11 protein-coding genes are annotated in these 14,603 nt (G+C 43.4%); 6 read left to right on the top strand and 5 right to left on the bottom strand.

Going from position 1 to position 14,603, the window contains the following annotated elements; genetic code table 11:
• Window positions 1-14 precede the first annotated feature (14 nt).
• Together ABD846_RS11865 and ABD846_RS11860 are read left to right on the top strand one after the other, a co-directional pair.
• Window positions 15-1,901 (top strand): hypothetical protein, encoded by a 1,887-nt coding sequence (locus ABD846_RS11865; RefSeq protein WP_344827171.1) that lies wholly within the window; start codon window positions 15-17, stop codon window positions 1,899-1,901.
• 215 nt (window positions 1,902-2,116) lie between these two features.
• Complete coding sequence (locus tag ABD846_RS11860) at window positions 2,117-2,575, top strand: hypothetical protein (RefSeq protein WP_344827169.1); 459 nt, start codon at window positions 2,117-2,119, stop codon at window positions 2,573-2,575.
• Between the two features lie 121 nt (window positions 2,576-2,696).
• On the opposite strand, the gene ABD846_RS11855 is transcribed toward ABD846_RS11860, so the two are convergent.
• From ABD846_RS11855 to ABD846_RS11840, 4 genes are all read right to left on the bottom strand, one after another.
• A complete protein-coding gene (locus ABD846_RS11855; RefSeq protein WP_344827166.1) occupies window positions 2,697-3,398 on the bottom strand; it encodes a sensor histidine kinase in 702 nt (233 codons plus the stop codon).
• A 61-nt stretch (window positions 3,399-3,459) separates the two neighbouring features.
• The gene (locus tag ABD846_RS11850) at window positions 3,460-4,074 is read right to left on the bottom strand and encodes a hypothetical protein (protein ID WP_344827163.1); all 615 of its coding nucleotides are present in this window, start codon (window positions 4,072-4,074) and stop codon (window positions 3,460-3,462) included.
• Window positions 4,075-4,116: 42 nt separating this feature from the next.
• Window positions 4,117-4,599 (bottom strand): hypothetical protein, encoded by a 483-nt coding sequence (locus ABD846_RS11845; protein WP_344827160.1) that lies wholly within the window; start codon window positions 4,597-4,599, stop codon window positions 4,117-4,119.
• An 18-nt stretch (window positions 4,600-4,617) separates the two neighbouring features.
• Window positions 4,618-5,331, bottom strand: coding sequence for a response regulator (locus ABD846_RS11840; protein ID WP_344827157.1), 714 nt, complete (start codon window positions 5,329-5,331; stop codon window positions 4,618-4,620).
• A gap of 247 nt (window positions 5,332-5,578) precedes the next feature.
• Here ABD846_RS11840 and ABD846_RS11835 point away from each other — a divergent pair, with 247 nt between their 5' ends.
• The 4 genes from ABD846_RS11835 (at window position 5,579) to ABD846_RS11820 (ending at window position 12,105) form a co-directional block, all read left to right on the top strand.
• Window positions 5,579-6,316, top strand: a complete 738-nt coding sequence (locus ABD846_RS11835; protein WP_344827154.1) for a hypothetical protein — start codon at window positions 5,579-5,581, stop codon at window positions 6,314-6,316.
• Between the two features lie 305 nt (window positions 6,317-6,621).
• Entirely contained in the window at window positions 6,622-8,271 is a 1,650-nt protein-coding gene (locus ABD846_RS11830) for a T9SS type A sorting domain-containing protein (RefSeq protein WP_344827151.1), read from the top strand.
• Between the two features lie 234 nt (window positions 8,272-8,505).
• Window positions 8,506-9,912 carry a hypothetical protein gene (locus ABD846_RS11825; RefSeq protein ID WP_344827148.1) on the top strand — a complete coding sequence of 469 codons (1,407 nt, stop codon included), beginning with the start codon at window positions 8,506-8,508 and terminating at the stop codon, window positions 9,910-9,912.
• Between the two features lie 3 nt (window positions 9,913-9,915).
• Window positions 9,916-12,105 (top strand): hypothetical protein, encoded by a 2,190-nt coding sequence (locus ABD846_RS11820; RefSeq protein ID WP_344827145.1) that lies wholly within the window; start codon window positions 9,916-9,918, stop codon window positions 12,103-12,105.
• A gap of 74 nt (window positions 12,106-12,179) precedes the next feature.
• On the opposite strand, the gene ABD846_RS11815 is transcribed toward ABD846_RS11820, so the two are convergent.
• A complete protein-coding gene (locus ABD846_RS11815; RefSeq protein ID WP_344827141.1) occupies window positions 12,180-14,600 on the bottom strand; it encodes a T9SS type B sorting domain-containing protein in 2,421 nt (806 codons plus the stop codon).
• Window positions 14,601-14,603: the final 3 nt, after the last annotated feature.

Here is a 14,603-nt window from a genome sequence, read left to right as displayed (position 1 = left end):
TTAAATCAAATTTTATGAAACTGACTGAACGTAATTACTTCCAGGCCGTACCTGGTTATATTGATATCATCAATAAGGACAAAGACCTCAAAGATTCATATGCTTTTATCAACGAGGTAACGCAATATGGTAAAGAACCGGATACCATCAATGCCACAGCCGATATTCGTGAGACCTTTGATATGTATTTGCAGTTGCTCAACCAGGCAATTGCTTCGGAAGGTAAAGCAAGGGCAGGCAAGGGAGGTAAGGCTGCTGCCACCTCTGCATCGAAATCCGCTAAGGCTGAACCTGTCGCAAGGAAAAAGTCGGTCAAAAAAGCAAGTCCTGCCCCACAAAAGAAGAAACAACCGGAGCCGGAACCTGAACCAGAGGCCGAACCGGCCGAAAAGGTAGAGCATATTCCATCAGATATTGCACTTATCAAGCGCTACCTGAGTTTGCACGATAAGGAGAAAACTTATGAGCAGGTGCTTTCCGTGTGGAGGGCGTTTAATAAAGCTATTGTAGAACGGAAAGTAACCAGGGATTCTATCTATAAGCCGGAAATAACTTTAATGAATAAATCTTTAACCACAGCCCTGGGAGAGGCAGAAGTCCTCGGCACCTTGCATATGGTAATCCCTGCTGCACGGCTGAAACATTATCAAAGTCTGGCAAAAAGTGTGGAGCGTTCAACAGGGGCTGCCTTGTTAACTGAATACATCAATATAAGCGGACGCAAAGCAATGGGCGAACGTGCGCAAAGACTGATCACGCGCATCGACCGTGCAATAGAAACAGGAAAGATGGCTGGTGACAGGTATATGAAAGAAGTGAAAAGCGCTAAAGCCGAATTGGAAGCCTTTGTCAATAAAGAGACAGAGCTGGTTTCGGTAAGCAATTACAGTTTAAATGGTATTGGCGAGATAGCCGTATTCGGTTGTCCATGCGAGTACGGTGAACTGTCAGGCTTTACGCGTTCACAGAATGCAGTGGTTTACAAACTCATTGAGGAAAAGGTGAAAAGCCTTAGTGATCAGGAGCTGGATCGGGCATTTAGTGATACTGTTGCACCGGGCTTATGTAAAACAATTGCGCGCAAACTGATTGAAGGTCGCCAGCTTACAATGAGCCTGATACGTGATCCGGCTAAGGTTACAGGTGTATCCGCCAGAAAGGCACCCAGGTCAAAGTTTGACTTTAAAACCGAAGTGATGGATATGCGGCTTCGCCAGGCGGGAAAGAAAAAGGAAATGCCCTCAAAGGTCAGTCAGGCAGGTTTAGGAGGTACAGACCTGGATTCCGAATTGTCGTCTGCGGAGGAAGACGTGAGAATCATTTCCGCTGTGGAAATGGTGGGCATGAAATTCCGTACACTCGGTCTGCAGGGACGTTACCGTAAGCTCATCGGTGACCCGGAACCCGGCTTCTCTGCAATGATCTATGGCAAACCGTTCCAGGGTAAGTCCACAATGGCCATAGATTTTGCCAAGGAACTGACCCGTCATGGTAAAGTGCTGTACTGTGTATATGAAGAAGGTCATGGAATGCTGCTCCAGGACAAGATCAACCGGAATAAGGCAAACGTTCCGGGTCTTGATTTCGCCAACAAGCTACCTGCGGAACTGCGACCCTACAATTTCGTTTTTATTGACAGTGTAACCGACGCGCGTCTCAATGAAGAAAGTTTTGGTGCGCTCATCAAACAGTATAAGCCTCAGGAGGTGTCTATTATCGGGATTTTTCATGCTACCAAAGACGGCAAATTCCGGGGCGGGCAGACCTTTGCCCATGATGCAGATATTGTGATCCGAGTAGAAGACGGTATTGCTCATGCCCGGGGACGGTATGGGCCACCATCGGAGATTCCTATAGCAGCTATCCAGCCGGATAATAGCAATCTAAGGCAGGCAGAATAAAAAAAGCCCACGAATGTATTTCGTGGGCTTTTTTAATACCGGTTACCGTGGTACACCATTGACTATATCCCATTCCATACCTTTGTTAGATGGATTATTTAAAAGAGCTGGCGGCGTGCCGGAACGGAACGAGTGGAAGACCTGAGGCCATATGAAAATGACCGGCGCGTCCACAGGTCTGTTACAAAAGCTAAAACACTAGGATAAACATTACTATGGATTCAGTATATCTGGTTACAACAAAACCCAAAACGGAAAAAGAGAACTTCTTCTCTTTAATTGACTGCTGCATAAAGCACGGGTATTACTTTCAGACGAATGGCTATATGGAAGATCAGATTTCTCCCAAATTAGCTATTTCGCTTAGCAAGACATGGGAAGGTGATACCATCATAACAGGCAAGTATATCAGCACCTTCATTTTTAACGATAAGGCGATTCATGACAGATATGAAAATTTTCCAGTCATTAAAGACGGTGCCGAGTATTTTCCCATATTTGCCTTTGAGTGTGAGGAAGCTGATTTCCTGTTGGATTTCGTGGTGGCTTATTTAAAAGATCATATCGATTGCTATATTGCCAATGTAGCTCTTCGCATACAGGATATAAACCTGCTGCAACAATACAAGCAGGAAGATAATCACAAATGGATGTATGAAGGCGTATGGGATTAAACAAATGGTATAGTCCCGATTTGCTTGAACAACCCTACAGGAGTTAAACAAAGCATATTTAAATTTGTACCACCTTAAAAACCGGATGGGCTGTATAATAAACTAAAATTTTATCCCAGCATTATAATGTACGCTTCGTGAATGCGTTCGGTATAACCAGTGTGACTGCAGTACCTTTTCCCGGTATGGATGTAATTGAAATATGACCACCTACAATCTTTGCCCTTCGTTGCATATTGTTCATGCCCGTGCCCTTTTTAAAATCAATGGTCGAAATATCTATTCCTTTGCCGTTGTCGGTTATGCACATGTCAAAGTTTTGCTCTCCGAAATTAAGTTGAATAGTTACCTTTTTAGCTTCAGAATACTTGATAGCGTTATTAAGTGATTCCTGAGCAATACGAAAGGCCATGAGACTTGTTTGATCAGGCATTTCCTGACGCTGCCCGTTAATTTCAAGGTCACATTGCAGCCTTCCTGTTGCGTTGAGCCAGTCGGCCTCATCCCTGATAGAGGGTATAAAGCTTTTACGTGCGACGTAATCGGGATTGAGTGCATGTCCTATATTTTCTGTATCCTGGAATAAGGTGTCGGTCATCGCTTTGATTTTCTCTGCGAGTATTTGCTTTTCTTGAGATAATTGCAAGCCGTCCAATAGCGCAAGAAAATTCCAGTTGATAGCTCCGAGCACCTGGTTAACGTTGTCATGAATTTCCATTGATAAGGTGCGCATCAGGTTTTCCTGCTCTTCGTTAAGCGAAAGTAGGTATTGCTGGCTTTTCCTGTTCTGGCGCTTGTTTAGCAGAACGAGCGTGAATGCCATAAAAAATGTAATTATGACCGTTAGCACAGTTGCCGTAATAACAAAGGGGACGTAAGGAGTGTCAAACATATAGCCTTTTCATTTTCGGGTAGAGCAGGTAAATGATCCAAAGGGAAATGTAGGTTAAAATACTATTAGAGATAAGCAGGCAATGTAATAATTCTGTTGCCTCGAGGTCATCTTCTTTCATGTATTGGTAAGTTTCCCAACTCCATAAAGAGCCGCATTGGTATAGGATCAATATGCAGGGGATCCAGAAATTTGTCTTTTTATTCAGCCTGATATTGTCATTGTCGATTTTAAGTAAGTTGTATAGTGAATAAAGCGACAGACAAAGAATACCCATGCACTCAAAGAACAGGAAGTTGGATTCGAGTGCATGGATATTACGGACCAGGAGGTTGACAACACCAAAAGCTATTCCGGCAGATGCTATAAAATATCCTTTATGTTTTTTTTGCAGCGTACTGTTAGCATGCGTGTAGTAAAGGGTAAGCAACGTCCATTCAATGATTGTTGAGATATTATAGACAGTTGTGTTTTCCTTAAACAGCTTTATGGTCGCCTGACCGATTATTTCAGTTAAACCACCAAGCACGATAAACAGGGATATAAACCTGCTTGTGGGATCGGTTTTTTTGAAAATGGCAAGTACATAAACGGATAGAGATAGCAAAATGCACAAGTATATATTGAACAATTTGGCGGCCATCTGCAATTAGTCTTCTTTTTTAAGAAGGTTACTGGAAGCGGTTCCGTAATCAGGGCATAACCTGGGGCAGGGACCGCAATGGTCTAAAACCGTGTTGTCTGATGCGAATACATAATTATTGTCTCCGTCGTAACCTGCAACGACCAGTGTCAATGCATCACTCCTATACCCGGCAGGTTTTCCTTCATTTCCGGCATGAATATATTCCAGCCTGTGTGCAAACATGAATTTTACCTTTTGAATGTCAGAATGTGTGTTCAGGTAGGATCGCAGTTCATTGGCGTCCATAATCAGAGAACTCAGGTCGGGAACCTTCCCGGTAGTTGTATCTGAATCAATGCTGGAAAGGTAGCTGGAGATCATTACATTTGCTGTATCCATTGGAATAAAGCCAGAGATAGTAGTGCTGGATAAATCTTTGTGACCTGGCTTACATGCATTGAGCAATAGAAGCCCTGCTCCGAGCAGGGACAATCGGATGGTTTGCATAAAATGTGAATTTAAAGGTTATTGAATTTTGAAAAGTTTCTGATAGTTGTGGTCTTCCAGGTCAACGTAGCCATTTACGACGGCATACATCACAAGACCCGTTCGTGATTTTGCTCCCAACTTTTGAAAAAGCTTATTGCGGTGGCCTTCTATACTTTTTGCTGTTGTTTTCATCAACACCGCAATCTCTTTATATGTTCGGTCTTCAATACAATATTTAAGCAGTTCCAACTCCGCTTCCGAAAGTTTAGGTACAAACTCTTTTTCCTTGTGCGTTTGAAGGCTCCTGATCTCTTTCTGGCTGATTAGGTCGTTGCAATAGATGCCAGTGCGCTGCACCTCGATCACTGCTTCCCTTATTGTTTGAGGATGGCTGTTCTTGGAGATGTAGCCATGAACGCCTGCAAAGATCATACGAATGATAAAGGTGCTGCGCGAGTAAGCGGTTAAGATAAGCACCTTCATGTTCGGCCATGTTTCCCTGATTTCTCTGACGGTACTGAAACCATCCATTTCCGGCATCTTAATATCCAGTATGCAGACGTGAGGTTTCTGCGGACTACTTTTAATGGCTGAGATCAGTTCCACACCATTTGAAGCGGTCAGAATTACTTTTACAGGTTGGAACTCGTCATTTGTTTCCAGGTAGGGTATCATGGTTACCCTGATCAATTCGTGGTCATCGGCAAAAGCTACCAGTATGGGTTTGTTTGTTTCGTTCACGGTAGGCATAGCTCACTGGTTTCAATCGTTTATAAGGTGGGTTTATTTATCACAAATGTATAGCGGTATTCTATATCCTGTTAGGGGATTAATCCCTCTTGTTTTTTTAACGCATTACATTTACGATTCAGGTATTTCGTTTTGTACTATTTCAGAACAGACAGAGAAAATCATTCATAAGGAGGGGATAATCCCCTAAAAAAATTTCTTTTTTCGTCCCAGTTTTGCTGAAAGGAACCAATAAACATTCTATCAGATGGAAGGAGATTCTGTAGAGTTCTGCGGCTTGAAATATTATCCTCTTGGCCATGCCACATTAAGCAGACAAAAAAGCGAACTTGTCGTTTCCAGGATGAAGAGCGGTATGAACGGCTTTAGTGTTGATACGGGCAATGCCTTGGATGTGTCTATTCAATTAGCGCCTGTGGATATTACCGAAGACATTTCATTCGCTGTTACTTATAACATGACTGACCACTCCAACTATCTTAGGACAGCGGGTCAGTGGATGCTTACCGGAGGTGATCAGGTGGGTTCTTCGACTTTACTGTTGAATCCGAAATATGAAGAACGCTTCGTAGAAGTGTCTGGTTTATTATGGGGCAAAAAACTGTTTGACCGAAAATTGCGGCCTGGTTCAATACAGCAGGATAATTGGTGTGATCTCGGCTCTTTTCTTGCGGCAAAGCATTGCCCGCGCTTATATAGTCTGGATTTTGAAGTTAACGTAAACAGAGGCGAGGATGGCAAAATTATCTTCCTGAAAACTACAAAGACAATCGGAATAGCGGGAAGCTTTAAACCATCTGGTGCGTTAAAAGGTGAAACGCTTTCAGCAGGCTCAAAGTTATTTCGCGTTGATAAATTGCGGGTCAGCTCTGTGACGTATTATCCACAAGGTTTATCACGCAATCAGGAGAGTTTTATTTCTCAACTGTTGGTCAGTACCCAAGATATTAGTTCTCTTACTGTAAAGGTATGCGAGGCATTCTGATTGGGAGGGAAAAATCCCTGTATTTACAAGCCTTTTGAGGGGATAATCCCCTATTTTATTTAATAAGACCGTATCAATTTTGTTTGAGCAAGATAAGGCGCTATCGTTTTGTATTGCGTTCACCTTAACGGTCTATAATGAAACAGTTTTATCAGAATCCCGATCATCAAAAGCCCCCGCGTTGCAGCGAACAAAACGGGGACTTTGAAATGATGCAGCGTTCGGTGCATCCTCCTTAGCTGTGCAGCGTCATGGAAACCCTTTTGACCGAACACAAACAAACATTCATTCTAAAACGCTAATTTATGAAAAGCTCAGCTATAGCAATACTCTTAGCCTTTGCAGGCACATCACAAGTAATGGCCGCACAGGTATCCTGTCCGATGGTTACGCTTTCCGGAACCTTATCTAACCGCACGCTCGACGCGGATACAACTTATCTGCTTTCCGGTTGTGTTTCTGTCCCCTCAGGCGTGACCATAACCGCCCAGGCGGGCGTAGTGATCCGGGGCGAGAAATCTTCTTCCGGGAATCTTGTTTTCCGTAAGGGATCCAAATTCATATCCCAGGGAACATCCGCTCTTCCTGTCATTTTCACTTCCGACCAGGTGGCTGGAGACCAGAATCCAGGTGACTGGGCAGGACTGGTTTTTGAAGGGGATGCCCCCAACAACAACAGTAATTCAATAACACTTACCAACCGTACCTGCACTTCTGTTACGGGCGGCGGAACTTCACAGCACGACAGTTCAGGCGTACTGAAGTTCTTGCGTATTGAATATGCTCAAAATAGCCTGACGCTTTTGAGCGTGGGGGATAAAACGGAAATGCACGATATACAGATCAGCTCAGCAGCAAACAATGGGCTGGAGCTGTATGGCGGTACCGTAAATTTCAAACGGATGGTTTTTCTCAACAACTACGGTTATGATATTCTCGCTACTTACGGTAATCGCTCCAAGGCTCAGCAGATTCTCAGTGTTCGGCTTGATAACAATGCCCATTTGGGTTCTGACGTAAGCAGTATCGTGTTTAAAAACAATGATAATGCGCCGTCTTACGCAGGAGCAACGGCTTCTGTGAATACACATCCGATTTTTAGTAACGTTACATTGATCGGCCCTAAATACTGTGGCGCATCAACGATCAGCGGCAATTTTAAAAATGCGATATTGATGACCAACAATACCGAAGGTGGTATTTACAACTCTTACATCGACGGATGGCCTACCGGCTATCGTATTGAGGGAACCGCGGCAGTGCAGAATGCTAATAATAACGGAAGCATCCTGTTTAACTACAATTCGTTTTACAATAATGTGTCTGCATCTTATTCCAGCACTACCTGGTCTACAGGCTGTGAAACAAGTATCGGTAACTGGCTGACCTCAACCCTGAATTCCTGTGATCAGCAGGGTATTGAAACAGGAGTATCTATGGGATACAGCGCAACTGTATGCGGGTCTTATAGCTCTTCGGCTCCTGATTTTTCACTATCCTCCAGTTCCGTTTCTTCTCCTGACTTTACGCTGGATGAACTCTCTGATAACAGCAGCTTCTTTACAGCTACCACATTGCGCGGTGCATTTGATAGTGAAGATTGGACTTCAGGCTGGGTAAACTGGTACCCCACCGGTAGCGACTACTGCGTTCAAAACAGGGGTATGGTTGGCACAGCAATTAAAAACGTAACGACAGGTAATTCTGCCCTACTCCTTGCTCCGAACCCTGCAACAGGTATTACTTATGCCAGCTTCTCTACTGAAGATGCCGGAACGGTTCATATTACTGTTACTAACAGTCTCGGCCAGACAGTCCGCAGTATGGAACAGCCTGTGCTTAAAGGAAGCCAGCGTATCGCTATTCCTACCGATGGATTAAGTGTCGGAATGTACCTGATCAATGTGAACAATGATAAAGGTTCTGCGCAGCATGCACGACTGATCGTGAAATAAGCAAACAACCTAACAGGTAAAAAAAAGCTCCTGATCTCAGGAGCTTTTTTGTTCTGGTATTTTCAATGATCAGATGAATTATTATTAGGTTTTCCGCAAGTAAAATTATTGATTATGAATAAATAATAAAACAATGGGCTTTAATCGGAGATATTCGTGTAGAGATAAATAAATATTAAAATTTTGTTTTTTAAAATAAATTATATATTTATAATGTCTATTTACCACCTCGCTATGTCACAGAAAGCTGATTTACTTGATTCGATCATATCAGTAAGCATGATTCTTTTCATTGTTTCTGTTATCGTCGAAAAATTCACGCAGTTGATTCGCAAATATTCCCCCTTCTTTCCAGTTCACAATCGTATTCCGGTCTGGCGGAACATCAGTAAGAAGCAAGTCGGAAGAAACGATACTGTTGAGAAACTTATCGAGAGAGAAGTCAATTCCCTAAGTTTTGTAATTGGTTTGGTGATTGCTGTCGTTTTTCGGATTGATCTGTTTAAAATGCTTTCAGTTGATGATCCTAGGCTTGTATTGTTGTGGAATGATGGGTTAAAATATAAAGGATGGGATATTGTTTTTTTTCTTCTTTCGTTGCCGCTTACTGCTTTCTTTTTGACTTTTGGTTCAAAGTTTTTTCATGATTTGCTTGATACGCTAATGCAGGTGAAAAACCTGAAGAGAAAGATTGTAGATCCCAATACATATAATTCTGAAGATATTGATCACTTCGATAATTATCTTAAGCAGGGGTATGATGACATGATTGATGCGGCGATTAGTCAGAACGCGGAACTTTTTAAGGGCGCATCTTTACTTTATCCGCCGATTCATGGTAGAATGATGCAAAGCGGGCAGTTGGTCGATTGCATAGAAGTACATCTTTCAGATAACGATAAAGGTAAAATTCAGGAAAAGGTTTCAGTAAAGCTTTCCGATGGACGTAAGGTAATGATACCCGTCAAAGTTGTAATGGGCGTGGAAGCTCCGAAGGCTTTAGTTGGACAGGGCGACCAAATCGCAAGTTCATTCAGCTCTGATTTCGCAGGATCTATTTGCTGTCGTATCCGCAGAGGAGATAAAAAGGAATACCTGACCTGCAGTCATGTCTTTACTGGAGGAAATCCGATTAATTATTTTGGAGACATTAATGACGTGCCTGGAATACTCAACGGTGTTCAGAAAGGGAACTTTGATTTTAGCGAGTTGACTTCTGAGTTGGACGTCGCATTGCTTAGAATGGATGATGACGAAGACTTTGTTTATCAAATTAACCCACAAAAGGAAAGGGACATTACAATCCATGATATTATGACCACCAGTATCAGGGTTTGCAGGCGTGACGGTAATATTACAGAGGGAAGAATTACCAATAATTGTGTGAATAATCCTATCCCGATCACTTACGAGAATGGTAAGGTGAAAAAGATGACCAAGCTGATGATCTTATCAGACATTGGTAACGAAAACGACATAGACACATATAAGACGCTTACAAAACCAGGAGATTCCGGTTGCTGTGTATATGATAGCAGCGACCGTCCCATTGGTATGATCGTAGCAGGCAATAATCGTTTTTCTTATGCTGTACCTATTGTGAGTATTCTTAAAGCTATTCAATCATCCATAATCACATAAACTATGAATCGGAAAATTACCTTATTGCTTCTACTGCTCTTATGCAGTATTACTTTGCCTTGTTTTTCTCAGGATATTATCATTGATACGAAGGGCATCAAATCTGCTTATCAAACCGATTTGAAAAGGAGCTTTAAACTCACTTTTATTAACAATATAAAAAACGATGAGTTGCTTATTCGTCTGTTGTCAGATGATCAAGGCGCCCCAGTCTTAAAGAAGGGAGTGCCAAAAGGTACCTTTAGTATTGACTTTACTTACAAAGGGGATCAATTATCGGTTAAGGATCCAAATGATAAAGAGCTGCCGGTAAATGGAAATTTCAAAATCAAATACGAGGACGAAGTTTTTGAAATTAAACAGGGTCCGGCTACAATTGTTATAAACGTTAATGATATTGACAACGGTGGATATACCGCTGATTTTGCAAAGGACTTTGACATACAACTTATAAATAATTCGAACGACCCGAAATTGATCTTAAGTGTGCAGGTCGGAGATAAAAGCTCCACATTGAAAACTGGATTTGAAAGTGGTCCGTTTACAATTCATTTTACATCTTCGGATGGCAAGCTGACGACATTAGACCAAGTAGGTAAAACAGTGGAGTTAAGTAGTCCTTTCACTCTGAAATATGGGAAAAAGAATATCCTGGTAAAAAGCAAAGTGACTGTTGATCCAGGGGCTGCAACAAAAAAAGCTACTGACGATAATAAGCCGATCCAGACTCCTTATTGGAGTTATTTAAAATCCACTAATTGGTCATTTAGCTTAAGTGATTTGCGAAAATTTGTCCCTGATTGTAACTGTTGTTTCTCTCCCTTTTCATTTTATAATCCACTGTATTGCCAAATTAGCTACAATGGATGTCCTAGTGAATGTCAATCTTGTGACGATGCTGCGTTTGATGAAAACAATCGCGTGATATACGATGCGCAATCTGGTTTGACGTATTTTGTAAAACGTGAGAACGCGACTGATTATTCTACAAACAAATCCAAATATATTGTTGATCACAAAAAAAACATTAAACTATCAGCTGGTGATCCGCTTATCCTGGTAATTAAAAATGTCAATCCTGCACTTTATGATATAACCTTGTCAGATTCTGTTCTTTTGACCAATAATCAGTCCAATGCTTTGCTTGAAGCATTGTTATTGGGAAGGTCGGAGTCTATTCCGTCTGCACCAGGGGTTAATAAAGCGGAAGGTGGATCTATGTCTGAAACTGATATGAAAGATTATCTGACTGTAAAAGCCGCACTCCTTGTTGTTCAGGCTGAGATGGCGCAAACACTGGAATTTTACCATACATCAAATTTGTATCTGCACAATTGTATTGTAGAACGAAAAAAAGCGGCGCTGGCTAGAATAGACGCATCATTACATAATATTGTCGGAACAAGCTATGACAAATATACTTTTCTTCAAATGGTAAATCTGTTCCTTGACCAGAGTACAGTTGATTCAAATCTTAATCACCAGCTTAAAGCACTTTATGGTGAATTTCTGTCAGCAGATTATGTCATTGCGCATCGCTTGGGACAAATGCCGGAACAGGATATGTTATTCTTACGGTTGGGTATTATCGCCAAGAAGAATTGTCCATATCCAAGTTTGCTATCAACAACATCTTCTCGTCCCACCCAAACTATCTATATAAAAAATTTCTTCAAAGTTGATGTTAGTACTGGATTGTACTATGGTTTCGGTAAAGATGAAAATTATGCATTGGCAACTCGAACGTCATCTGTAAAAAGTGCTGCCGGTGGTGATTCAACAATACACCGATTATATAAGGAAAACGACGGATCAAGCGAACTCGGTTTTATGGCTTTTGTTCATCTCTATCCCAAATGGGGGACTACTGTGAATGGAAGCTTTACTGTCGGTGCCGGTCTCAGTCTCACTCAAACTATTCGTCCGCGTTATTTTACAGGATTTAGTTTGTTATTTGGAAGCAACAACCGTTTATGTTTAACAGGAGGAGTAATGTGGGGGCAATTTCAGCAGTTAGGTGATCAATATGAAAAAACCAGTGGAGTTCTAAATGATCTTCCTGTAAGCGAAACTTCAGTTAATTATAAGACTACTTTTAAAGGAACAGGATTTTTCGCAATTAGTTACAACCTCGCTTTTTTAAACCGTTCCGGTAATTCTGATGTGAAAACAGCAAATAAAAGCACCAATTAAAGTAGTATGGAGTATGTGCTTAAAAAGCCTTCCTTTTACGGAAGGCTTTCTCATGTTTCTGACCACAATTGATTTTACCGGATCAGGATCACATCACCTTTGAGCATGATCGTCTTGTTTTCTGCTGTTTCAATATTTATCAGGTAGTAGTAAGTTCCCAGCTCCATCGGTTTACCGTTAAAAGTGCCGTCCCATCCGTCTATATGGCTGCCGCTGGCTGCATAGACCATTTGACCGTAACGGTTGTACACCTCAAATTGCCGCACGAAAATATAGCCGCTCGCTACAGGACGAAAGCGGTCATTGAGTCCATCTCCATTAGGTGTAAACGCATTGGGCGTAAGTACCGAAGGGGTCACGGCTATCATAATAGAATCCGTCCCGATGCAGCCACTAAGCTCCGACCTTCCTATAACAATGATCGTTTGCGTGGTATCCAAACTGAGGGCTTGGGCTTTAGCAGTCGGATCGGTAATAAGACCGGAAGGAAGCCACGAAAGCACCGTATACGGTTCGGCAGCGCTTGTCTGAAGTGTTACCCACTCGTTCTGATTGACCAACTCCTTATCAGCAACGAGGTGCAGATCAAAGCTGCGTATTGCAATATGCAGTATTGCCGTATCTGAACAACCTTCGATGCTGGTAGCGGTGAACGCAGCAACAAAGCTCCCCGTATCCGTATAGGTACGCCATACGGAAAGCTGCCCCGAAGTGTACCCCTTTTCAAAAATCCATTTCCATACAGGAGCATCAGTACTCCCGCTGAATGATAACGGCACACCGAGGCACCCATTGGTATCAGCACTAACCGTTACTATAGGAACAGGGAGCGCCCCAATCCGGACAAACAACGTCGTGTCGCATCCGCCGGGGCTAATCACCCGGACACTGTACGCACCCGTGTCCAAACCCTTAATCGTATCCCCCAGCGCACTAAAATGCTGTTGCAGCGTCAATCCGGCAGCATTCTTCCAGATATAGCGCACCGTTGCGGTGTCAGCCGATAGCGCACCACACCATGCCACACCCTGCTTCTGACCAATACAGCTAAAGCCATTGGTGCCTGTTTTAGGTACATGATAGAAAACGACCCGGTAGGTATCTATAGCGTATGCGCAGTTCAGGTTGATGTAGCGGACAAGGTAGCTGCCATCATGGCTCACAGTGATACTACGGCTCCTGCTGCCGTCACTCCACAGGTAATGCCTGCCGCTGTCTGCGCTGATACGCACACTGTCCCTGAAGCATACAGGAACAATGCGGGTAGTGCCAGTGGTATCAGGAGCCGGAGCCAGAGCAATATCATTGGGCAACCCGCGCTCACTCCATAATCCGCCCGGCATAGCCAGTGCATAAGGAACTACAGCGCATCCTGTTCCTGCTGCGTTAGGCGCATCAATGCGGTGCATATACGGTACATAAGGTGCAGCTGGCTTACCCGAACCAAAGTATATCTTTCCGTCCTTACCGCGTTTAAGGTCTCCCATGTTATCCAACTGGTTCACCATATCCGTGAACACAATAGTATTGGAGGCAATAACCGCAGCAAGGCTGCCGAGGCTCAGGTCAAACTGCCGTACTTTACCGTAATGCATGACCGTGCCAATACCAAAGGAAGAAGTAGACGCATACAGCTTGCTGCCATCCGCAGAAAAACACGCGCCATAATAGTATCCCAGCGTCCTGCTGCTGTCCAGTACACGGGCATTGGTAAGCATTCCGGTACGGGTATCGAAATCATATAGTTCCAGACCACCGGATAGGGTATAAGGATCATTGCAGGCCGCAGCCACCACTGAGCCGTCTGGCGAAAACTTAATTACCCCGCAACGGTACCAGGAAAGCGGCAAATGGCCAACCGGAGAAACCACAGGGTTCGTAACGATACCCGTGTCGTTAATCTCAAAGGCACGGTACTGATTGGCCGTCTTTGAGCGTACAAGCACCCAAATGTTATTACAGCCCTTTACAACCGTGAGCTTTTCCATCAGGCCGCCGGACAGCGGGATGCCCTTCTTACCGCTTACAATGCCTCCCTTGCCGCTGTTCAGGCTCATGTCTATCTGGCTGTAGTATAACTGACCGGAAGAAGACAGGCTGAATATGTAATACAACCCTTTGTGGGCAGGAACAGCGGTAATAGCCGCAGACTGTGTCGCCCATGATCCGCTATAAGGCATCATAGGCGGGTAAGCAGTAGGATATACAGGGTTCACCACACCCGACACACCGCCCGTCAACTCCGGCATGATCTCATGGGCACGGTTCCAAACCCAGCAGCCGTTGGTATAAAACAGTAACTGTCCGCTTCCGTCACAAATGGAAGCCGTTCCTTCATAACCCTGAGACAGGTTGTTGGTAACAGGTACAGGAATGCCCGAACTGAAATCCAGCCCGGCCTTATCACCGAACGCCCAAATGTTCTGTTCGTTTTGTGCGAACGCCCGTATGATGCCCAGCAACAATACAAGCAATAGGTTTACGCGCTTTTTCATATC

Source organism: Rurimicrobium arvi, assembly GCF_039540495.1.
GTDB classification, from domain to species: domain Bacteria; phylum Bacteroidota; class Bacteroidia; order Chitinophagales; family Chitinophagaceae; genus Rurimicrobium; species Rurimicrobium arvi.
Note: the sequence above shows the minus strand (reverse complement) of the source record. Positions and strands in the feature narration are given on the sequence as shown.